Origin of the sequence: Vogesella facilis (assembly GCF_042648525.1) — a bacterium.
Taxonomy (GTDB): domain Bacteria; phylum Pseudomonadota; class Gammaproteobacteria; order Burkholderiales; family Chromobacteriaceae; genus Vogesella; species Vogesella facilis.
Genome location: NZ_JBHRXN010000036.1, coordinates 430,641 through 451,162, shown reverse-complemented (window position 1 = coordinate 451,162; position 20,522 = coordinate 430,641). Strand labels below are relative to the sequence as shown.

Sequence of the window (20,522 nt, the reverse complement as noted above, 5' to 3'; positions counted from 1 at the left end):
CCGCTGCGTCAGCGTTCCAGCAGATCGCGCTTGTCGCTGACGCCGGCCCAGTGCTCGTGATCGGGCAACGGCTCTTTCTGGCTGACGATCACCGGCCAGGTTTTCGACAGCTCGGCATTCAGCGCCAGCATCACCAGTTGCCCTGGCGGCAGCTCCTCTTCGGTGGTGATGGCGTCGATTGGGCACTCCGGTACACACAGCGTGCAGTCGATGCACTCGTCCGGGTCGATCACCAGGCAATTGGGGCCTTCATGGAAGCAGTCCACCGGGCACACTTCCACGCAGTCGGTGTATTTGCATTTGATGCAGGCTTCAGTTACAACGTGCGTCATTTCCCGTCCTCCGTCTATTGCCGGCCGCACCGTGCCAACGGTGCCTGTCTGTGATTATTGTCCGCCCGTTCCCGTATGTCTGCCCAGAATCCTGATTATCGCGGCCGTTTCGCTCCCAGCCCCACCGGCCTGCTGCATGCCGGCTCGCTGACCACGGCGGTCGGCAGTTACCTCGAGGCCCGCAGCCGCGGCGGACAATGGTTGCTGCGCATGGAAGACCTGGATCCGCCGCGCGAAATGCCGGGGGCTGCGGCCAACATCCTGTGCACGCTGCAGGCGTTCGGCTTCGAGTGGGACGGCGAAGTGGTGTACCAGAGCCAGCGCCACGCACTGTACCGCGCGGCGCTGGCGCAGCTGATCGCCCAGGGCGATGCCTACGGCTGCGGCTGCACGCGCAAGGAAATCGCGGAACATGGCCAACGTGGTGTCGACGGCATGGTCTACCCCGGCAGCTGCCGCCACGGCGTGGCGCCGGGGCGCACGCCGCGCGCCTGGCGGCTGCGGGTGCCGGACGCCGTGCTGGGCTTCGACGATCGCCTGCAAGGCCACTACGCGCAGCAATTGCAGCGCGACATCGGCGACTTCGTGCTGCTGCGCGCCGACGGCTTCTGGGCCTACCAGCTGGCGGTGGTGGTGGACGACATCGAGCAGGGCATCAGCGACATCGTGCGCGGCGCCGATCTGCTGGTGTCTACGCCGCGTCAGCTGTGGCTGCGGCAATGCCTGGGCGGCGCGGCGGTCAGCCACTGCCACCTGCCGCTGATGGTGAATGCCGCCGGCGAGAAACTCTCCAAGCAGACGCTGGCGCCGGCGATTACCCCGGCGCTGGCGGCGCAGGAACTGCGGCTGGCGCTGCTGCGCCTCGGCCACGCCGCGCCGGCCGAGGCGGGTAGCCTGGCCGAGCTGTGGCAGTGGGCGCACGGCCAGTGGTCGCTGTCGCGGGTGCCGGCCGGGCCGGTGACCATTACCTGAGTTGTTGCGCTACCAGCCACCGCGTCAGCCGTGGCTGGCACGCTAAGCGGTTGGCCGCAAAGCGAAATATCACGCCCGGCAGGCAAGGACTTGCCGCAAGTGCCTGAAAAATGGACAAAACCCGACTTGCCAAGCCGGCGGGGGGCGACGATAATCGCCGCATTCCGCAGGAGAGTGCAGCCGCAGGGCTGCCGCCGAAGGCGCAAGTGCACCCGCAATCGCTCAGGCAAAAGGACTGCAAGAATCGGATCGCAAGGTCCGTAGAATCTGGAGAGCGGCGCATATCGCGCCCACCGAAGGGGCTAACGGCGCAATGCCGGAAAATCTCAGGTGCAGGGACAGAGGGGTGTGAGCTAGCGGAAAAACTCACTCCGAGGACTTGCCCATGACGGCCCCGAAACGTACCCCCCTGTTTGATGCGCACATCGCCGCCAATGCAAAGATGGTCGACTTTGCCGGCTGGGAAATGCCCATCCATTACGGCTCGCAGCTGAAAGAACATGAAGTCGTGCGTAGTGACGCCGGCATGTTCGATGTGTCCCACATGACCGTGGTGGACATCACCGGCAGCGACGCCAAAGGCTGGCTGCAAAAGCTGATCGCCAACGACGTGTCCAAACTGGGCTTCGAAGGCAAGGCACTGTACTCCGGCATGCTCAACGAGCAAGGCGGCGTGGTGGACGACCTGATCGTGTACCTGGCGGCCAACGGTTACCGCATGGTGATCAACGCCGGTACCACCGAAAAAGACCTGGCATGGATGGACAAGCAGTCCGCCGGTTTCGACGTGGCACTGAACGTGCGCCGCGACCTGGCCATGCTGGCGGTGCAAGGTCCGCAAGCCATCGCCAAAGTCTGTGCGGTTAAGCCGGACTGGGCCGAAGCCATCCAGGGCCTGAAAGTGTTCCAGGGGCTGCCGTTCGGCGACTGGTTCGTCGCCCGCACCGGCTACACCGGTGAAGACGGCCTGGAAATCATGATTCCCGCTGCCGAAGCCATCACCTTCTTCAACCAGCTGCAAGCTGCCGGCGTAGCGCCGATCGGCCTGGGTGCCCGCGACACCCTGCGCCTGGAAGCCGGCATGAACCTGTACGGCCACGACATGGACGAAACCGTGTCGCCGCTGGAAGCCGGCATGGGCTGGACCATCGCCTGGAACCCGGAAGAGCGCGACTTCATCGGCCGCCAGGCACTGCAGGCGCAGAAGGCCGCCGGCGTGGCCATGAAGCAGGTCGGCCTGGTGCTGGAAGGCCGCGGCGTGCTGCGCGAAGGCCTGAAAGTGGTGGTGGACGGTGCCGAAGGCATCATCACCAGCGGCACCTTCTCGCCGACGCTGAAGCATTCCATCGCCATCGCCCGCGTACCGGCCGCCACCGGCGCCACCGCCCTGGTGGACCTGCGCGGCACGCTGACCGAAGTGCGCGTGGTGAAAATGCCGTTCGTGCGCAATGGCAAGAAAGTTTTTGAATAAGCTGGTGTATAACGACGAGGCGAGAGCGTCGCCCGGTAATACCCAACCAAGATCCAAACTATCTGCATCAGGAGAAACCCCATGAGCAACATCCCCGCCGAACTGAAATACGTTTCCAGCCATGAATGGCTGCGCCTGGAAGCCGACGGCTCCGTTACCGTTGGCATTACCGAGCACGCGCAGGAGCTGCTGGGTGACATCGTATTCGTGGAACTGCCGGCCGTTGGCAGCAACCTGGCCGATGGCGAACAGGCTGGCGTGGTGGAATCGGTGAAAGCCGCTTCCGACGTATATGCACCGATCGCCGGCGAAATCCTGGCGGTGAACGGCGACCTGGAAGCCACCCCGGACCTGGCCAACAGCGAGCCGTACGGCGCTGGCTGGTTCTTCAAGATCAAGCCGGCCAACGCTGCCGATCTGGATGGCCTGATGGACGCCGCTGCCTACGCAGCCGAAGTCGGCGCCTGATCCAATGGCCCTGCCGTCGCAAGACGGCGGGGTTTTTGTTTTTTAGCCATGGCAACACACGCAAACACACGCAACCGGGCGCGGCAGCGCCAAGGTTGGCCGCAGTGGCGCGGCCGGTATTTTTCCGTGTGTTGCCGTGGCCAGTGAAATACGGAATCGAAGACATGACGCTCTCGCAACTCTTCAATCATCAAGAATTCATCGAACGCCACATCGGCCCGTGCGAGGCCGAGAAGGCCGAGATGCTGGCCTACGTAGGCGCTGCCTCGCTGGAAGACCTGGTGGCGCAGACCGTGCCGGCCAATATCCGCTTCAACCGTGCGCTGGACATCCCGCCGGCACAGCGCGAAGCCGACGCCCTGGCCGACCTCAAGGCCGTGGCCAGCAAGAACGTGGTGAACAAATCCTTCATCGGCCTGGGTTACTACCCGGTGCTGACCCCGGGCGTGATCCTGCGCAACGTGCTGGAAAACCCGGGCTGGTACACCGCCTACACCCCGTACCAGGCTGAAATCGCCCAGGGCCGCCTGGAAGCGCTGCTGAACTTCCAGCAGATGATCATCGACCTGACCGGCCTGGAAGTGGCCAACGCCTCGCTGCTGGACGAAGCCACTGCTGCCGCCGAAGCCATGGCCATGGCGCGCCGCGTATCCAAGTCCAAATCCAACCAGTTCTTCGTGGACAGCCGCGTGCTGCCGCAGACCCTGGACGTGATGCAGACCCGCGCCGAATACTTCGGCTTCGAGCTGGTACAGGGCCACCCGGAAGAAGCCGGCAACGGCGACTACTTCGGCGTGCTGTTCCAGTACCCGGGCGCATCCGGCGAGCTGCTGGACCTCACCCCGTACATCGCCGCCGCCAAGGCCAAGGGCGCGCTGGCGGTGGTTGCTGCCGACGTGATGGCACTGGTGGCGCTGAAGTCGCCGGCCGATATGGGCGCCGACGTCGCCGTAGGCAATACCCAGCGCTTCGGCGTGCCGATGGGCTTTGGTGGCCCGCACGCCGCCTTCTTCGCGTTCAAGGACGAGATGAAGCGCTCGGCACCGGGCCGCATCATCGGCGTGTCGGTGGATGCCAAGGGCAAGACCGCGCTGCGCATGGCGCTGCAGACCCGCGAGCAGCACATCCGCCGCGAGAAAGCCAACTCCAACATCTGTACCTCGCAGGTGCTGCTGGCCAACATCGCCGGCATGTACGCCGTGTACCACGGCGCCGAGGGCGTGAAGCGCATCGCCGCGCGCATCCACCGCATGGCAGCCATCTTCGCCCACGCGGTGAAGGCTGCCGGCGGCAAGCTGGTGTTCGACCGCTTCTACGACACGGTACAGGTTGAGCTGGGCGATCGTGCGGCCAACGTTTACGCCGCAGCGCTGGCCGCCGGCATCAACCTGCGCGATGCCGGCAACGGCGTGCTGGGCGTGGCCTTCCATGAAGCCGCCACCACCGCCGACCTGGCACTGCTGGTGGAAATCTTCACCGGCAAGCCGGCTGACATCGCCACGCTGGACGCCGCTGCTGCCGACGCCATCCCGGCCGCGCTGAAGCGTGAATCCGCCATCCTGTCGCACCCGGTGTTCAACACCCACCACAGCGAACACGAGATGCTGCGCTATCTCAAGAAGCTGGAAAACCGCGACCTGGCGATGAACCACTCCATGATCAGCCTCGGCAGCTGCACCATGAAGCTGAACGCCACCAGCGAGATGATCCCGATCACCTGGCCGGAATTCGCCAACATGCACCCGTTCGCCCCGCGCGAACAGACTGCCGGCTACCTGGAAATGATCGAAGGCCTGCAGCAGCAGCTGATCGCCATCACCGGTTTCGACGCCATCTCCATCCAGCCGAACTCCGGCGCGCAGGGCGAATACGCCGGCCTGCTGGCGATCCGCCGCTTCCACGCCAGCCGTGGCGAAGCGCACCGCACCATCTGCCTGATCCCGCAATCCGCGCACGGTACCAACCCGGCCACCGCGCAGATGCTGGGCATGCAGGTAGTGGTGGTGAAGACCGACGACAACGGTAACGTGGACATGGCTGACATGCGTGCCAAGGCCGAGCAGCATGCGGCCAACCTCGGCGCGCTGATGATTACCTACCCGTCCACCCACGGTGTGTTCGAGGAAGGCATCAAGGAAATCTGCGAGATCGTGCACGCGGCCGGTGGCCAGGTGTACATGGACGGCGCCAACATGAACGCCCAGGTGGGTCTGACCCGCCCGGCCGACATCGGTGCCGACGTGCTGCACATGAACCTGCACAAGACCTTCTGCATCCCGCACGGCGGCGGCGGCCCGGGCATGGGCCCGATCGGCATGAAGTCGCACCTGGCGCCGTTCATGGCCAACCACGTGGTGTCCGCCGTACCGGGCGCCGTGGCCGGCCAGGGTGCGGTATCCGCCGCGCCGTTCGGCTCCGCTTCCATCCTGCCGATCTCCTACATGTACATCCGCATGATGGGCGCGGAAGGCATGAAGCACGCCACCGAAATGGCACTGCTGAACGCCAACTACCTGATGAAGCACCTGTCGGGGCACTACCCGGTGCTGTACACCGGCCGTAACGGCCGCGTGGCGCACGAGTGCATCATCGACCTGCGCCCGCTGAAGGCCGCCTCCGGCGTGACCGAAGTGGACGTGGCCAAGCGCCTGATGGACTACGGCTTCCACGCGCCGACCATGAGCTTCCCGGTAGCGGGCACGCTGATGATCGAGCCGACCGAATCCGAATCCAAGGCCGAGCTGGACCACTTCATCGCTGCGATGCTGGCCATCCGCCAGGAAATCGACAAGGTGCAGAACGGCGTATGGCCGGCGGACAACAACCCGCTGGTGAACGCGCCGCACAGCAAGGCAGATATCGCCGGCGAGTGGACCCGCCCGTACAGCCGCGAGGAAGCCTTCTTCCCGCTGCCGTACGTGCTGGAAAACAAGTTCTGGCCGAGCGTGAACCGTATCGACGACGTATACGGCGACCGCAACCTGATCTGCAGCTGCCCGTCCATCGACAGCTACCAGTAAGCCCAAGGTTGGCCGCATGCGGCCAACGTCGGCATGGCAAAGCCCCGCGCAAGCGGGGCTTTTTGTTTGTGCAGCTAGGGCGTTCCGCCGGGCCAGGCCGCTGCAAGGTTGGCCGCAAGCTGGCGCAACACGGTGGAACGCCCCTGCGGGGCTGCCACCCTACGCCAATGCACTGGTAGGGCGGAAGCCCGGTTCACCGGGCGTTCCGCCGATACAGAACCCGTAGTCCGGATAAGCAGCAGGCGCATCCGGGGAAAGCAAGCCGCGTAGTACGCAGGTGTTGGCGCGCGTTGAAAACTGACCATTTTTCGGGGGTTGTTAGCGTTCAAAATAGACCAGGGTGTTCAATCCACCTGCTGCATTTTTCAGCAGGAGAACAGGAGTGATCACCATGGGTATGTACGCCAAGATCCGGCGGATGCATTTCCGCGAAGGGCTGACGATCAGCGAGATCCAGCGCCGCACCAGTCTGTCCAGAAACACTATCAAGAAGTGGCTGCGTGAGCCCGAGGGCGAGACGCCGCACTATCACCGGGAATCCTCCCCCAGCAAGATTGCGCCGTACAAAGACTGGCTGATCCGGGCACTCCTACTGGATGCTCGCCGCCCCAAACGTGACCGTCGTACAGCACTGCATCTCTTTCATGAGCTGCAGAAAGCTGGCTTCTCTGGCAGTTACTGTCGTGTCAGTAATTTCATCCGCCACTGGCGCATGGAGGCCGGGAGTCAGGCCAGCCAGAAAGCCTTTGTGCCACTGCGCTTCGAGCTGGGCGAAGCCTTCCAGTTTGACTAGAGTGAAGAGCGGCTAGTGATCGGCGGTATCTACTGCAAGGTGCTGGCAGCACACCTCAAGCTCTGTGCCAGCCGGGCCTTCTGGATCAGTGCCTATCCTTCACAAAGTCACGAGATGCTGTTCGATGCCCACACCCGCGCGTTCCAGGCACTCGGTGGCATTCCGCTGCGCGGCATCTACGACAACATGCGAACTGCCGTCGACAAGGTCCAGCCTGGCAAGCTTCGCATCGTGAACGCCCGGTTCTCGGCGCTGTGTGCGCACTACCTGTTCGATCCCGACTTCTGCAATGTGGCATCTGGTTGGGAGAAGGGTGTGGTGGAGAAGAATGTCCAAGACAGTCGCCGCCGAATCTGGATTGACGCGTCTCAGCAGCGTTTCAGTACCTTTGCCGAGGTAAACCACTGGTTGGCGGCTCGCTGCCGTGCCCTCTGGCAGGAGTCTCGCCATCCCGACTATCCCGACCTGACCCTGGCCGAGATGCTGGAACATGAGCATCCTCATTTGATGCCTATGCCCAGCCCCTTTGATGGCTACGTTGAGGTCATGTCACGGGTATCCAGTACCTGCTTGGTCACGGTGCAGCGGAATCGCTACTCGGTGCCATGTGAACTGGCCGGCCAGATCGTCAGTGTACGGCTCTACCCGGAACAGGTTGCGATCTACAACGAGCAGGCAGAAGTCGCACGCCACGGCCGGCTGTTTGATCGAGACCAGATCCGGTACGACTGGTTGCACTACGTATCGCTCATCGAGCGCAAGCCAGGTGCACTGCGCAATGGGGCGCCATTCAAGGAGATGCCGACACCACTCCTGCAGCTACAGGCGCGGTTACTCAAGCAAACAGGGGGAGATCGGCTGATGGCCAAAGTCTTGGGCGCAGTGCCCAAGTTTGGACTGGAAGCCGTGCTGGTCGCGGTCGAACTGGTACTCACCTCCGGCAATCACAGCGTTGAGCATGTCATCAATGTGCTAGCGCGACTTCACCAGTCGGAGCGTCCCAAAGAAGTTGAGACGGCCCTGCAAGTCCACGAACCGCCCGCAGCGGATGCGGCACGCTACGACAGGCTGAGGAACCTGGAGGGCCGTCATGTCTGAGCTCGTCACCGAATTCAAAGCGCTGAAGCTATACGGCATGGCCAGCGCGTACGCAGAATGGTTGGCGCAAGCCAGCAGCGTTGAACAGCAGTCGACCCATTGGTTGATCCGGCACTTACTGGAGGCGGAGCAAACCGATCGTGCCCTGCGTTCCATCAGCTATCAGATGCATGCCGTCAGATTCCCTATCCATCGTGATTTGGCCAGCTTCGAGTTTGCGGAAGCCAAGGTAGAGCGGTCATTGATTGATGAGCTGGCGAGCATGCAGTTTCTTGATGCCGCACACAATGCGGTGCTGATTGGCGGCACCGGTACTGGCAAAACACATCTAGCCATTGCGCTGGGAGAGGCGGTCGTCAAATACCACGGCAAACGGGTCCGCTTCTTTGACACCGTTACTTTGGCCAATCAGCTGGAACAGGAGAAACAGGCTGGCAAACAGGGAAAGCTGGCCTATAGCCTGATGCACATTGATCTGGTCATCTTGGATGAGCTGGGCTATCTGCCATTCTCCCAGGCCAGCGGTGCACTGCTGTTCCACCTGCTATCCAAGCTGTACGAACGTACCAGCGTACTGATCACCACCAATCTGACCTTTGCCGAATGGTCAGCGGTATTTGGTGATGCGAAGCTGACAACGGCCTTACTGGACCGACTTACCCATCACTGCCACATCGTGGAAACAGGAAATGATTCCTACCGTTTCCGCCACAGTACGGCGGTGTCAAAAGAGCGGATTCAATCTCGGGAAGGGGTAAAGCGCGTGAAACCGGCAGAGAGCCATCTTGCACAAAAGGACGATATCGGTTGATGCGAGATGGGGCACGACTGGGCGCGTGTCCCGTTTCCCCCCGCTGAAACGGGGGACAGGCACTATAGTTATGCACAGTGCCAGATGGTTTGGGCACGTGTTAGCCCTGGTCAAAATTGAACGCTAACGCCTAGTCAAAATTCAACGCACACCAACACGCAGGTTGCGGTTGAGCGCAGCGAAGCCCAACACCAACCACCTTGGGGGGGGGAGCCTCACGCGCTGTGCCGTACCGTCCACAGCGCGCCGCCCAGCAGGATCAGCCCGCCGAACTGCAACGGTCCCAGCGCATGGCCGTAGGCCAGCCAGTCGATGACGATGGCGGTGGCCGGGTAGATGAACTGTAGCACCGCGATGCGGCCGGTGGGCAGGCGGCTCATGCCAGCATACAGCAGCACGTAGGCCAGGCCGGTGTGCAGGCTGCCCAGGCCGACCAGCCAGCCCCAGGCGGCGCCGGCCGGCGGCAGGCCATGCCACAGCGGCCACCACGCACTCAGCAACACGCCCACCGCACACTGCCACCACGCCAGGGCGAAGGCGCTGACACCCGGCGCCAGCTTGGCGATCAGCGGCACCCCGGCATAGCACAGAGAGCCCAGCAGGCACAGCAGCAGGCCGGTCATGTAAGGGGTGGTCAGCACCTGCGCCGCCGGCTGGTCGAACAGCCCGGTGGCCAGCGCCAGCCCCAGCAGCGCCACGGCGCAGGCCAGCGCGCGGGTGGACGACAGATGCTCGCGCAGCAGCCAGGCGCCCAGCAGCAGCACCCAGAACGGCTGCAGATGGAATACCACCGTGCTCACCCCGATGGAGGTCAGCGGAATGGCGGCGAAGAACAGCGCCCAGTTGCTCACCATCAGTACCCCGGCCAGCACCGCCGCCAGCAGCGCGCGGCCGCTCAGGCGCAGCTCTGCCAGCCGGCCGCTGAGCGCGCCCCACAGCAGCAGCGCCAGGCCGCCGAACAGGCAGCGGAACAGCACCGTGGTCATCGGGTCCTGGCCGGCTTCGGTAATGAAGATGCCGATGCTGCCCAGCAGCAGGCCGCCGGCGCTCATCAGCAGGCTGCCGCGTTGCTCGCTGGCGCTGTCGCCGGCCGCAGCGGGGGAGAGGGTGGGGGTAGCGGTTTTCATGCACTCATTGTGGGTGGCGCGCAATGCCGCGGAAAGCGGATTTATAGCGATGCTATGATTCGATTTTCGAATGCTTGGAGCCGCCATGAACAGCAATGACCTGCAACTGGACTGGCTGCGCGCCTTCGTCACCGTGGTGGACTGCGGCACGCTCACCGCGGCGGCGCGGCAGCTGTACCGCTCGCAGTCGGCAATCAGCATGCAATTGAAGAAGCTGGAAGACGCCGCCGGCCGACCGCTGCTCGCTCGCGGTCCACGCCATTTGCTGCTGACCGTGGCCGGCAGCGAGCTGCTGCCGCATGCGCGGCGCCTGCTGGCGGTGCATGCCGAGGCGCAGGCGACGCTGCATGGCCCGGCGGTATCCGGCCGCATCAGCCTGGGGGTGCCGGAAGACTACGCCATGGCCTACCTGGCGCCGCTGCTGCGCACTTTTTCCAGCCGCTACCCTGGGGTGGAGATCACCCTGGTGTGCGAGCAGTCGACGGTGCTGATTCCACGCGTGGAGCGCGGCGAACTGGATCTGGCGCTGGTCACCCGCGACCAGCCGCAGCGCGGCGAGTTGCTGTTTCGCGAGGCCTTGCTGTGGGTGGGAGCGGAGGAGCACGAAGCCTGGCGCCGCGAGCCGCTGCCGATCGCGGTGCACGAGCAGGGCAGCCGCGCGCGCAGCGGGGCGCTGGCCGCCATCGAGGCGCAGCAGCGCGCCTACCGCATCGTCTACAACAGTCCCAACGTGGCCGGCCAGCTGGTGGCGGCGCTCAGCGGCATGGCGGTAGCGGTGTTCACCCGCTGCAGCTTGCCGGCGGAACTGAAAGTGCTGGATGAACGTCACGGCCTGCCGCCGTTGCCGGAAATGGAGGTAGCGCTGATCCGCAGCGGCCCCTCGGCGCGCACGCCGGCGGTGGATGCCATGCACGAACAGCTGCTGCGCAGCCTGCGGCGGGAGGGTATCAGCTAGTACGTGCCGGGAAGGTCGGGTGGCGTGCACCAAGGGAATAGTTGGGCTTCTTCATTTTGACTTGGCTTACCGTGTCGGCATTACTTGTTAATTAATGGTTTTTACTGTTTTGTCATTTTTTGATGCGTCGCATAATAGATGGCTGAATTTTCACGGAAATATGCCCATGCATTTCTTAGGTGCACAGACACGATTGGTAGCTTGGTCGGCTTTCTTAACTTTGCTTCTGACTCTAATCGGGGGGGGCGCATATGGGGCGACAATCAATTGCGAGCGAATCATTAACCAAACCGATGCGACGATTTGTGGGCAAAGCAAGTTACTCGTGTTGGATATCCAGCTCGGCAGGGTATATCAGCAAAGGTTGTTGCATGTTCCCCAGCTGGCTGGACAATTACAACGGTTGCAGCTGTACTGGCTGAAGCAGCGGGACCGCTGCCAGTCGAATGTGCGTTGCATCGAGCGCCAATACCGGCGGCAATTGCGAGTTTTGGCTGACCAACCGGATCAACTCGACCAGCTGGCACTGCACGATTTGCATGGGCTACTGACAAGCCGTACAAGGGTCGACGCGGAAATGGCATTGCCATGGGTGCTTGCGCAACTGGCAATCAAGAATGGCATGAGTTACTTCTCAAATATAAGCTTGCCTGATGGTGGGGGGGAGAAGGCGGCTTTTCCGCTGATGAGGCCAAGTGGGGTTTCCTTGGATGAGTGGCGGGCTTTGCAAGCTTCCAACGTCGCAGAAATTAGTGGGGAAAATGGGCAAACCAGTTATACGTTGTTGGATATGGATGGAGATGGCAGGCGCGACCTGATTGTTGAAGTGTATGCAGGTGGTACTGGCCTGTGGTCTTACACCTGGCTCGCGCACCGTCAGGGGCGACGGTTTGTAACCGTAGGAATGCAACTACAAGAGGATGATCTCGACTCCTCTTTTTTTGCCATTAATGACCGTGGCGCTAATCAACGAGTGACTTGGATTCGTTTACAGGGACGGGTGTATGCCGCCTATCGTGATAGTCAATACGGCAAGGATGCCGTGTATTTGTTGCGGCCATTCATTGTGCGGGATCAGGTGCCGATGCTGTGGGTTCACTATCGCTACCAGCTGGCCATTCCGCGCATGCAAGCTGAAGATAGTAACTCAAGAACACTGCACGCCATGGAGGCTAGCCAGCATACTGCATTGAGTGCGGCTTTGCGCAATATGGCCGCAGAGCAGAAAAAACGAACAAGAGAAACTGTCAATTTGCCACTGTGTCCGCCACCAGAAGGGCAAAGCAAGGAGGAGGGTGAGGCATATTCCACCTATGGTCCAGGCCATTACTCATACGAGGTGGTTGCGGATTTTTCCGCCTGGATTAGTGGTCGTTGCCATCTGGCGCGACTGATCGACTGGTTCGGTCATTATGATCAGAAAGAAAAACTATACGCGCAACTACAACTACGTTTGCCCGATGGCGATGATGAGCAGAGTTATCGGGTCAAGGGGTTACGCCGTATCAGTAGTTTACAGATGGTACCCACTGCCCGCTTTGACATGCGTTAGGTTAGGCTGGGCTAAGCAGCCACCGGCAGCTCGATCACCACCCGCCACAGCGCATGGCCGGAGTGGTGGTATTTGCGTTCGAACGGGGTGAGGAAGTCTTGCGGCTGCCAGCGTTCGGCGTGGCAGGGTTGGCCGCAGAGCTGGCTTACCGCCAGCGCGTGCTCTTCGGCATAGGTCTGCCAGTTGCTGCGCAGCTCCAGCCGGCCGCTCAGGGCCAGCGCGATGGGGAAGACCGCGTGGCCGTGCCAGCGGCGTTGCAGGTGTTCCGGCTTGGGCCACGGGTTGGGGTAGAGCATCCATTGCTGTGCCGGGCGGATGCCGTCGGCGGCCAGCAGGCGCCAGATGTCTACCATGTCGGCGCGCAACAGCAGCGCGTTGTCCGGCAGCGGCGCCGGTTTGCCGCGCTGCAGCCGGTCCAGCGACTGGTCGATGCCGACCACGAAGTGATCCGGCTGCTGCGCCGCCAGGTTCAGGGTGGAGGCGCCCACGCCGCAGCCGGTGTCCAGCACCAGCGGCGCGCGGCCGTCCCAGGCGGCCAGCAGGGTGGCGTAGGCGGCGCGGTTGTAGTCGGCGAACGGTTTCTGGAACGGATGCTCGGCATGGCGCGCCACCACCTCGGCCAGGCGGCTGTGCGGGCCGGGTTGCGAACTGGTAACGGAGCGGGAGTTGGCGAACATGGTGAATCCGGTAAGGGGTTGGCCGCATGGTGGCGGCTGCTTGGTGGGTTGGTGGGCACGCTGCGCTTTGCCCACCCTACGGTTGGCATTTAAGAACACCCCGTGAAGCGCAGTACAAGGTTGGCCGCATGCGGCCAACCCGGGTGAATCATTTGCCGCGCATGAACAGATTGTCCAGGTCGCGCATGCTGAGCCGGCTCCAGGTGGGGCGGCCGTGGTTGCACTGGCCGGAGCGCTCGGTGGCTTCCATGTCGCGCAGCAGAGCGTTCATTTCCGGCAGTGTCAGCTGGCGGTTGGCCCGCACTGCGCCGTGGCAGGCCATGGTGGCCAGGAGCTCGTTGCGGCGCTCGGTCAGTACCTCGCTAAGGCCGAATTCGCGCACGTCCTGCAGCACCGCGCGCGCCAGCTCTACCGGGCTGCTGTCCTGCAGCCACACCGGCACGCCGCGCACGGCGATCTGGGTGGGGGACAGCGGCGCCAGCTCGATGCCGAGGCGCTGCATGGCCTCGCCGTGCTCGTGCACGGTGGCTACTTCGAACTTGTCGGCGGCGAACGATACCGGCAGCAGCAAGGGCTGCATCGGGATGGTGTCGGCTTCCAGCGCGGTTTTCAGCCGCTCGTAGACGATGCGCTCGTGGGCGGCGTGCATATCCACCACGATCAGCCCGTCCTCGCACTGGCTGAGGATGTACACGCCGTGCAGCTGCGCCAGCGCAAAACCCAGTGGCGGAATGCCGTCGCTGGCATCCGGCAGCCGCTGCGGCGCGCCGTTGGCCGGCGGCAGCAGGTAGCTGGCCGGCGCGGGTACCGGGCCGCGCTCTTCGTCGCGCAGGCCGGAGAACATCTTGTCGTACACGCCGACCGCCTCGCGCGCCACGTTCAGCGGGATGCTCTGCTGCTGGTAGCGGAACGGCTGCGGCAGCGGGTTGCGGCCAACGTTGCCGCCGGTACTGCCGCCCAGGCTGCCGGCCGGCGTAGTGCGCGCCGGGAACAGTGCCTCCTGTGCCGGGGCGCTGGCGGCAGGGTTGGCCGCAGGGAGGGCACCGCGGTCGCCATCGCCCAGCTGTACTGGCGGGCTGGCGCCGGCGGTGGTGCTGGCCAGCGCGCGCTGCACGCTGTGGAACAGGAACTGGTGCACCGCCTGGCTTTCGCGGAAGCGCACCTCGATCTTGGTGGGGTGCACGTTGACGTCGACATTGGCCGGGTCCAGCGTGAAGAACAGCGCGTAGGCCGGGTGGCGGTCATGGTGCAGCACGTCGCGGTAGGCCTGGCGCAACGCGTGCTGCGCGGTCTTGTCGCGCACGAAGCGGCCATTGACGTAGAAATACTGCGCATCGCGGCTGGCCTTGGAATAGGTGGGGCTGGCGATGAAGCCGGTGAGCGTCAGGCCGGCGGCCACGGTTTCCACCTGCAGTGCCGCGTCGACGAAATCCTTGCCCAGCAGCGCCGATACGCGATCGGCCAGGTTCTGCTGCGGCAGCCGCCACACCACCTTGCCGTTGTGGCGCAGGGTGAACTCCACCTGCGGGTGCGCCAGCGCGATGCGCTCGAAGGTGGCGGCGCAGTGCGCGTACTCGGTGTTCTCGCTCTTGAGGAATTTGCGCCGCGCCGGGGTGTTGAAGTACAGGTCCACCACTTCCACGCTGGTGCCTTCCGGGTGTGCCGCCGGCTCCACCGGGTGCAGCGTGCCGTCGATGGCGATGATCTGGTGGGCGTGGTCGGCGCCTTGCGGCCGGCTGGTGAGGGTGAGGCGCGACACCGAGGCGACGCTGGCCAGGCCCTCGCCGCGAAAACCCAGCGTGGCCACGCTTTCCAGGTCGTCCAGGCTGCCGATCTTGCTGGTGGCGTGGCGGTCCAGTGCCAGCGGCAGCTGTTCGGCTTCAATGCCGCTGCCGTTGTCGCTGACGCGGATCAGCTTGATGCCGCCTTGCGCCAGATCGACGGTGATCTTGTCGGCGCCGGCATCCAGGCTGTTTTCCAGCATCTCTTTCAGCGCCGAGGCCGGGCGCTCCACCACCTCGCCGGCGGCGATCTGGTTGACCAGGTGGTCCGGCAGTTTCTGGATCGGCCTCATGTCTGGCCTGCCTTGCCGGCCAGCTTGCTGCGCAGCATGGCGATGACGGTGGGCGCCAGCGAGATGGCGATGATGGCCAGCATCAGCAGCGACAGGTTGTTGCGCACTACTGGCAGGTTGCCGAAGGCGTAGCCCAGCAGGCAGAAGCCGCCCACCCACAGCACGGTGCCGATGACGCTGGAGGCCAGGAAGCGCGGGTAGCGCATGTGGCCCATGCCGGCGATGAACGGCGCGAAGGTGCGCACGATGGGGGCGAAGCGCGCCAGGATGATGGTCTTGCGGCCGTGGCGCTGGTAGAAGGCTTCGGTCTGCGCCAGGTAGCTGCGGCGGAACAGGCGCGAATCCGGGTTGGCGAACAGGCGCTTGCCGACGGTGCGGCCGATCAGGTAGTTGCAGGAGTCGCCGAGGATGGCGGCCGTCGCCAGCGTGGCCAGCACCAGCGGCAGCGACATGTCGCCGGTTGCCGCCAGCGCGCCGGCCATGAACAGCAGCGAGTCGCCCGGCAGGAACGGGGTGACCACCAGCCCGGTTTCGCAGAACACGATCAGGAACAGGATGGCGTAGATCAGCGTGCCGTACTGGGCGATCAGCTCGGCCAGGTGCACATCGATGTGCAGGATGAAGTCGATCAGGAAGCTAATGATTTCCATGCGGGATTACCGGAGTGGCTGACAGGGCCGGGCTGCAGGCAACCCGGCGTTGTCAGGCACCCAAACAAAGTTGGCCGCAGGGTATGCGGCCAACCTTGAGGGCGACGGCGGGGTGGGTTACACCACCGCTTCTTCCTTGGCTTTGGTCACCTTGATCATGTGCTCGCGCTTGGTACCCAGCGCCAGCGCCAGCGGGCTGGCCACCAGTACCGAGGAGTAGATGCCGAACACGATGCCGATGGTCAGCGCCATGGCGAAGCCGTGCAGCGCCGGGCCGCCGAAGACCAGCATCGACAGCACCATGGTCTCGGTGGAGCCGTGGGTGATGAAGGTACGGCTCATGGTGGCGGTAATGGCGTTGTCGATCACCTCGGCGGTGCTCTTGCCGCGCATTGCCGGGCGGCGGAAGTTCTCGCGAATCCGGTCGAACACCACCACCGATTCGTTCACCGAGTAGCCCAGCACCGCCAGCACGCCGGCCAGCACGGTGAGGCTGAACTCCCACTGGAAGAAGGCGAAGCAGCCGAGGATGATCACAACGTCATGCATGTTGGCGATGATGGCCGACAGCGCCAGCCGCCATTCGAAGCGGATCGCCAGGTACAGCACGATGCCCAGGCACACCAGGGAAATGGCGGTCAGGCCGTGGGTGACCAGTTCTTCGCCGACGCTGGGGCCGACGAACTCCACCTTGCGCAGCTGCACGCTGCCATCGCCCTGCTTGAGCAGGCCCATCACCTGTTCGGACAGCTTGGCCGAGTTGGTGCCCGGCTTGTTGGCCAGGCGGATCATCACGTCGCGGCTGGTGCCCAGGCTCTGCACCTGCACCTCGCCCAGCTTCAGGCCCTCCACGCGGTGGCGGATGTCCGGCAGGTTGGCCGCCTGCTGGTACTGCACTTCCATCACCGTGCCGCCGGTGAATTCCACCGACAGGTTCAGGCCCTTGGTAAACAGGAACACCACGGCGAGGAGGAAGGTCACCAGGGAAATCATGGTGGTGACTTTGCCGTAGCTCATGAACGGGATGTCCCGTTTGATGCGGAAAAACTCCATCTTGCAGGATCCTTAGTTGTTTTCCGGTTTCCACACCTGGCCGATAGACACGGCAGTCAGGCGGCGGCGGCGGCCGTACCACAGGTTGACCACGGCGCGCGATACCAGCACGGCGGAGAACATCGAGGTCAGGATGCCCAGGCAGTGCACCACGGCAAAGCCGCGTACCGGGCCGGAGCCGAAGATCAGCAGCGCCAGGCCGGCGATCAGCGTGGTGACGTTGGAGTCCAGAATCGTCGCCCAGGCATGGCCGTAGCCGGCGTTGATCGCTGATTGCGGCGGCATGCCGTTGCGCAGCTCCTCGCGGATACGCTCGTTGATCAGCACGTTGGCGTCGATGGCCATACCGAGGGTCAGCGCGATCGCCGCGATACCCGGCAGCGTCAGCGTGGCCTGCAGCATGGACAGGATGGCCACCAGCATGAACAGGTTGGCCGCCAGCGAAATCACCGAGATCACGCCGAACACGCCGTAGTAGATCATCATGAATACCGCGATGGCGGCGAAGCCCCACATGGTGGAGTGGAAGCCCTTCTCGATGTTCTCTTTACCCAGGCTCGGGCCGACGGTGCGTTCCTCGATGATGTTCATCGGCGCGGCCAGCGAGCCGGCGCGCAGCAGCAGCGCGGTGTCGTTGGCTTCCGCCGGGTTCATGCTGCCGGAGATCTGCACGCGGCCACCGCCGATTTCACTGCGGATCACCGGTGCGGTCACCACTTCGGCCTTGCCTTTTTCCACCAGGATCATCGCCATGCGCTTGCCGATGTTCTGCGCGGTTACGTCGCGGAAGATGGCGGCGCCGGCGGCGTCCAGGTTGATGTGCACGGCGGCGCCGCCGTTTTCGTCAAAGCCGGCCTGGGCGTCGTTGATGTTGTCGCCGGTCAGCTCCACATCTTTCTTCACTAGGATCTTCTGCGGGCCTTGCGGCGTCAGCTCGTCCAAGAGGTCGTAGCCGGCGGGCGTGCTGCCGGCCAGCGCTTCGGCCATCTTGGCGGAGTCGTCTTCCACCATGCGTACCTGCAGCGTGGCGGTGCGGCCGAGGATGTCCTTGGCCTTGGCGGTGTCCTGCACGCCCGGCAGCTGCACTACGATGCGGCTGGGGCCGGCTTGCTGGATCACCGGCTCGGCCACGCCCAGCTCGTTGACGCGGTTGTGCAGGGTGGTGATGTTCTGTTTCACCGCATCGCCCTGCACGCGGCTGATTTCTTCCGCTTTCAGCGTCAGCACCAGGCGGTTGCTGGCCTTGTCCGGGCTGAACGACAGCGTGGGCAGGGTGCGCGCCAGCGCGTCGGCGGCGGCGGTGAGGGTGGCCTCGTCACGCAGCTGCACTTCCAGCACGGTGTTGCCGCTGCGCTTGATATTGCCGTAGCGGATCTTGGCGTTGCGCAGTTCGCGGCGGATGTCGCCGGCGTAGCGCTCCATGGTCTTGTCCACGGCGGCTTTCATGTCCACTTCCAGCAGGAAGTGCACGCCACCGCGCAGGTCCAGGCCCAGGAACATCGGGTTGGCATGCAGGCGGGTCAGCCAGTCGGGCGAGGCCGGCAGCAGGTTCAGCGCGATGATGTAGTTGTCGCCCAGCAGTTGCTGGATGGCATCGCGCGCCTTGATCTGGGTATCCGGGTCCTTGAAGCGGACTTTCAGGCTGTTGCCGTCTAGGAAAATGCCCTGGGGGGCAATGCCCTGTTGTTTCAGGGCGTCTTCGATGCGGGCCATCAGCGCGGTATCCACCGGAATGGATTGTCGGCTGCTGGACACCTGCACCGCCGGCGTTTCGCCGAAGAAATTGGGCAGGGTGTAGATCGACGATGTGATCAGCACCAGCGCAATGAGTAGGTATTTCCAGATCGGGAAGCGGTTCATGGAAGCTAGGCAGTAAAAGGGCCGCACACGCGGCCCGGGGTTTTACAGGGACTTGATGGTGCCTTTTTCCAGCTTGGAACCCACGGCGCCACGCTGAACGTTGATTTCTACACCACTGGCGATTTCGATGCTCAGGTACTGCTCGCCGGTCTTGGTGACGCGGCCGATGATGCCGCCCTGGGTGACCACTTCATCGCCTTTGACGATTTCGGACAGCATCTTCTGGTGTTCCTTGGCGCGTTTCTGTTGCGGGCGTACCAGCAGGAACCAGAACAGCACGAAGATGACGATCATCGGCAAAAACTGCATGAACTCGGTGGCGTTAGCCATGGGGGTCTTCCTTTGAAGGTGTTGATCTTATATGCGGACGGGCATTGTAGCCACGGCCTGCGGGTTTTCCAACCGCACTAAAGGTTGGCCGCAACGGCGTGAGACTGCGGCCGCTGCGGCGGGTTCACTCCGGTGTCAGTTCACGCCGCGGGCGCGGCGCTGATGGAAGCCGGTCTGCCAGTCGGCGAACTGGTCGGCATCGATGGCGTCGCGCATCTCCTGCATCAGCGCCTGATAGTAGTACAGGTTGTGGATGGTATTCAGCCGCGCGCCGAGGATTTCACCGGTGCGGTGCAGGTGGTGCAGGTAGGCGCGGCTGAAGTTGCGGCAGGTGTAGCACTGGCAGTGCTCGTCCAGCGGCTTCTTGTCGGCCTTGTAGCGCGCGTTCTTGATCTTGACGTCGCCCCACTGGGTGAAGATCCAGCCGTTGCGCGCGTTGCGGGTCGGCATCACGCAGTCGAACATGTCGATGCCGTTGGCCACGCCGTGCACCAGGTCTTCCGGCGTGCCCACGCCCATCAGGTAGTGCGGCTTCTGTGCCGGCAGCATGTCTTTCAGCTCGGTGAGCATGCGATACATTTCGGGCTTGGGTTCGCCTACCGACAGGCCGCCGATGGCGATGCCGTCGAAGCCGATGTCCATCAGGCCGTTCAGCGATTCCTCGCGCAGGTCGCGGTACAGGTTGCCCTGCACGATGCCGAACAGCGCATTGGGGTTTTTCAGCTCGTCGAAGGCGCGGCGCGAGCGCTCGGCCCAGCGCAGGCTCATGCGCATCGATTTGGCGGCGGTGGCGTGGTCGACCTGGCCCGGGGTGCATTCGTCGAAGATCATCACGATGTCCGAGTTCAGTACCTTCTGAATCTCCATCGACTTTTCCGGCGACAGGAACAGTTTGTCGCCGTTCACCGGGCTCTGGAAGGTGACGCCTTCCTCGGTGATCTTGTTCAGCGCCCCCAGGCTGAATACCTGGAAGCCGCCGGAATCGGTGAGGATGGGTTTGTCCCAGCCGATGAAGTCGTGCAGGCCGCCGAATTGCTCGATGATCTCCAGCCCTGGGCGCAGCCACAGGTGGAAGGTGTTGCCGAGGATGATCTGGGCGCCGATGTCGGTCAGCTCGTGCGGGCTCATCGCCTTCACCGAGCCGTAAGTGCCTACCGGCTGGAACACCGGGGTTTCCACGGTGCCGTGGTTCAGTTCCAGTGTGCCGCGGCGAGCGCCGCCGGAGGTCTTGTGTAGGGTAAACTTCAGCATGTGCTTGATATTAATCGCGAGATTTCTG

At 63.6% G+C, this 20,522-nt stretch carries 16 protein-coding genes, 1 pseudogene and 2 riboswitches; of the genes and pseudogenes, 8 read left to right on the top strand and 9 right to left on the bottom strand.

Features of this window, described 5'->3' with window-relative positions; genetic code table 11:
* Positions 1-8: 8 nt before the first annotated feature.
* Entirely contained in the window at positions 9-332 is a 324-nt protein-coding gene (gene fdxA, locus ACFOLG_RS17500; protein ID WP_386094453.1) for a ferredoxin FdxA, read from the bottom strand.
* Positions 333-407: 75 nt separating this feature from the next.
* Between fdxA and gluQRS the strand changes: the two genes are divergently transcribed.
* From gluQRS to istB, 6 genes and pseudogenes are all read left to right on the top strand, one after another.
* The gene (gene gluQRS / locus ACFOLG_RS17495) at positions 408-1,304 is read left to right on the top strand and encodes a tRNA glutamyl-Q(34) synthetase GluQRS (protein WP_386094450.1); all 897 of its coding nucleotides are present in this window, start codon (positions 408-410) and stop codon (positions 1,302-1,304) included.
* A 157-nt stretch (positions 1,305-1,461) separates the two neighbouring features.
* A riboswitch (glycine riboswitch) is annotated at positions 1,462-1,552 on the top strand.
* Positions 1,553-1,561: 9 nt separating this feature from the next.
* Positions 1,562-1,656: riboswitch (glycine riboswitch) on the top strand.
* A 33-nt stretch (positions 1,657-1,689) separates the two neighbouring features.
* Positions 1,690-2,775, top strand: coding sequence for a glycine cleavage system aminomethyltransferase GcvT (gene gcvT / locus ACFOLG_RS17490; protein WP_386094448.1), 1,086 nt, complete (start codon positions 1,690-1,692; stop codon positions 2,773-2,775).
* An 81-nt stretch (positions 2,776-2,856) separates the two neighbouring features.
* Positions 2,857-3,243 carry a glycine cleavage system protein GcvH gene (gene gcvH, locus ACFOLG_RS17485; protein WP_386094445.1) on the top strand — a complete coding sequence of 129 codons (387 nt, stop codon included), beginning with the start codon at positions 2,857-2,859 and terminating at the stop codon, positions 3,241-3,243.
* Positions 3,244-3,407: 164 nt separating this feature from the next.
* Positions 3,408-6,263: an aminomethyl-transferring glycine dehydrogenase gene (gene gcvP, locus ACFOLG_RS17480; protein WP_386094442.1), complete on the top strand. Its 2,856-nt coding sequence runs from the start codon at positions 3,408-3,410 to the stop codon at positions 6,261-6,263.
* A 391-nt stretch (positions 6,264-6,654) separates the two neighbouring features.
* A pseudogene (gene istA / locus ACFOLG_RS17475) lies at positions 6,655-8,154 on the top strand (IS21 family transposase).
* On the top strand, positions 8,147-8,965 hold the full coding sequence (istB, locus tag ACFOLG_RS17470) for an IS21-like element helper ATPase IstB (protein WP_386094439.1): 819 nt from the start codon (positions 8,147-8,149) through the stop codon (positions 8,963-8,965). The pseudogene istA and the gene istB overlap by 8 nt, the downstream one beginning before the upstream one ends.
* Positions 8,966-9,180: 215 nt before the next feature.
* Here istB and ACFOLG_RS17465 read toward each other — a convergent pair whose 3' ends face one another.
* A complete protein-coding gene (locus tag ACFOLG_RS17465; RefSeq protein WP_386094436.1) occupies positions 9,181-10,092 on the bottom strand; it encodes a DMT family transporter in 912 nt (303 codons plus the stop codon).
* An 85-nt stretch (positions 10,093-10,177) separates the two neighbouring features.
* Between ACFOLG_RS17465 and ACFOLG_RS17460 the strand changes: the two genes are divergently transcribed.
* Positions 10,178-11,047, top strand: coding sequence for a LysR family transcriptional regulator (locus ACFOLG_RS17460; RefSeq protein WP_386094433.1), 870 nt, complete (start codon positions 10,178-10,180; stop codon positions 11,045-11,047).
* A 166-nt stretch (positions 11,048-11,213) separates the two neighbouring features.
* A complete protein-coding gene (locus tag ACFOLG_RS17455) occupies positions 11,214-12,599 on the top strand; it encodes a hypothetical protein (protein ID WP_386094430.1) in 1,386 nt (461 codons plus the stop codon).
* An 11-nt stretch (positions 12,600-12,610) separates the two neighbouring features.
* On the opposite strand, the gene trmB is transcribed toward ACFOLG_RS17455, so the two are convergent.
* From trmB to tgt, 7 genes are all read right to left on the bottom strand, one after another.
* The gene (trmB, locus tag ACFOLG_RS17450) at positions 12,611-13,276 is read right to left on the bottom strand and encodes a tRNA (guanine(46)-N(7))-methyltransferase TrmB (RefSeq protein ID WP_386094427.1); all 666 of its coding nucleotides are present in this window, start codon (positions 13,274-13,276) and stop codon (positions 12,611-12,613) included.
* A gap of 148 nt (positions 13,277-13,424) precedes the next feature.
* Positions 13,425-15,350, bottom strand: coding sequence for a DNA mismatch repair endonuclease MutL (gene mutL / locus ACFOLG_RS17445; protein ID WP_386094425.1), 1,926 nt, complete (start codon positions 15,348-15,350; stop codon positions 13,425-13,427).
* Positions 15,347-15,994, bottom strand: a complete 648-nt coding sequence (locus tag ACFOLG_RS17440; RefSeq protein WP_386094803.1) for a DedA family protein — start codon at positions 15,992-15,994, stop codon at positions 15,347-15,349. The genes mutL and ACFOLG_RS17440 overlap by 4 nt, the downstream gene beginning before the upstream one ends.
* Before the next feature lie 123 nt (positions 15,995-16,117).
* Positions 16,118-17,053, bottom strand: a complete 936-nt coding sequence (gene secF / locus ACFOLG_RS17435; RefSeq protein ID WP_386094423.1) for a protein translocase subunit SecF — start codon at positions 17,051-17,053, stop codon at positions 16,118-16,120.
* 12 nt (positions 17,054-17,065) lie between these two features.
* Entirely contained in the window at positions 17,066-18,913 is a 1,848-nt protein-coding gene (secD, locus tag ACFOLG_RS17430) for a protein translocase subunit SecD (RefSeq protein WP_386094420.1), read from the bottom strand.
* Positions 18,914-18,955: 42 nt separating this feature from the next.
* Positions 18,956-19,243, bottom strand: coding sequence for a preprotein translocase subunit YajC (gene yajC / locus ACFOLG_RS17425; RefSeq protein ID WP_174875290.1), 288 nt, complete (start codon positions 19,241-19,243; stop codon positions 18,956-18,958).
* Positions 19,244-19,378: 135 nt separating this feature from the next.
* Positions 19,379-20,494 carry a tRNA guanosine(34) transglycosylase Tgt gene (tgt, locus tag ACFOLG_RS17420; RefSeq protein ID WP_386094417.1) on the bottom strand — a complete coding sequence of 372 codons (1,116 nt, stop codon included), beginning with the start codon at positions 20,492-20,494 and terminating at the stop codon, positions 19,379-19,381.
* Positions 20,495-20,522: the final 28 nt, after the last annotated feature.